The organism is Paenibacillus sp. N119s, from assembly GCF_059447605.1.
Window position 1 is genome coordinate 1 of sequence record NZ_JCAJRU010000443.1, and the last position, 1,361, is coordinate 1,361.

Annotated in this window: 2 protein-coding genes; one reads left to right on the forward strand and one right to left on the reverse strand. The window is 44.4% G+C overall.

What is annotated here, in order from left to right; all coding sequences use genetic code 11:
- On the reverse strand, window positions 1–469 hold a 469-nt coding region (locus AC5V8P_RS25590; protein ID WP_495474055.1), incomplete at its 3' end, for an FtsW/RodA/SpoVE family cell cycle protein.
- Between the two features lie 248 nt (window positions 470–717).
- Between AC5V8P_RS25590 and AC5V8P_RS25595 the strand changes: the two genes are divergently transcribed.
- Window positions 718–1,361, forward strand: a 644-nt coding sequence (locus AC5V8P_RS25595; protein ID WP_495474054.1) for an amidohydrolase, incomplete at its 3' end; no start/stop codon positions are given.

Genomic DNA, 1,361 nt, shown 5'->3' on the forward strand with positions numbered 1-1,361 from the left:
CAATGACCGTTACAGGTATGTAGCCAGTCCGTAAATCTCTAAATCGATCTCCTTTTTTCACAATCAGCGCGGATAAGTAAAGAATAATGGAGATTTTTGCGAGTTCCGTTGGCTGAAAGCCAACACTACCAAATCTGAGCCAACTTCTTGCGCCGTTAAGTGAGCCTGTAAAAAGGACGATGATGAGCAGTAATATGGTTATGAAAAATAAAGGCACAAAGAGCTTTTTATATTTTTCCATTTTAATATTCATAGCTACCAACATAATAAATAGTCCGAGTACAGCAAATGCAGACTGGCGCTTTACAAAATATAAAGAGTCAAAATTGTATTCTTTATTCAGCAGAGCTACGCTGGAACTGGAGCTAAATACCATGATTACACCGAATCCAACCAGCAACAAAGTGAGGATCAGCAATTGGAAATCCGGTGTCCCTCTTCTTCGAGTCTCCGGCTTCGTATTTCTCATATCAGCTTCCCCCGGTATTCGCCGCAAGGTATATTCCTCGCAGACGTTTATCATTTTTATCGTTTATCCATTTTATCATAGTATGTTTGATAGGCTTCTGCAACCATCTGGGGCAACAGATATCACAACAATTCCATATCTGCTACAATAGGTAAAAATAAAGATTTGAGAGAAACGGCGCATATATGGTAAAGCTGCATGATTGATCGGGAATTTATCAACGTGTTAAAAAGGAGAGGTGGAGCATAATGACACAGCAGGGGATGGATCAGACTTGGTTCGATCAATTACAAAATAATATGGTGGAGTGGCGTAGACACTTACATAAGAATCCCGAAATTTCTTTTCAGGAAAGCAAAACAGCCGCTTTTGTAGCGGATAAGCTAGAGAGCTGGGGAGTAGAGGTTCGCCGTCAGGTAGGGGGACATGGTGTTGTGGGTACCATTCGTGGTGCCAAACCTGGACCTGTGGTGATGTTGCGTGCTGATATGGACGCTCTTCCGATTCAGGATGAAAAGGAATGTGAATATCGCTCCAGCGTGGATGGGGCCATGCATGCTTGCGGACATGACGGACATACGTCTGTCTTGCTTGGGACAGCATACTATTACAGTCTGAACCACGAAATGCTGGAAGGAGAAATCCGGTTTTTGTTCCAACCTGCGGAGGAGTTGCTGCCTGGGGGTGCAGTCCATGTAATCAAAGATGGCGTACTGGAAGGGGTGGATGTTATTTATGGCATTCATTTATGGACACCATTTCCGATCGGGACCGCTGCAAGTTGTGCAGGACCGTTGATGGCGGCGGCCGACGATTTTTATATTCAAATTACAGGTAAGGGTGGGCATGGCGGTATGCCCCAGTCCACTAATGATAGTGTGGTGGCAGGTTC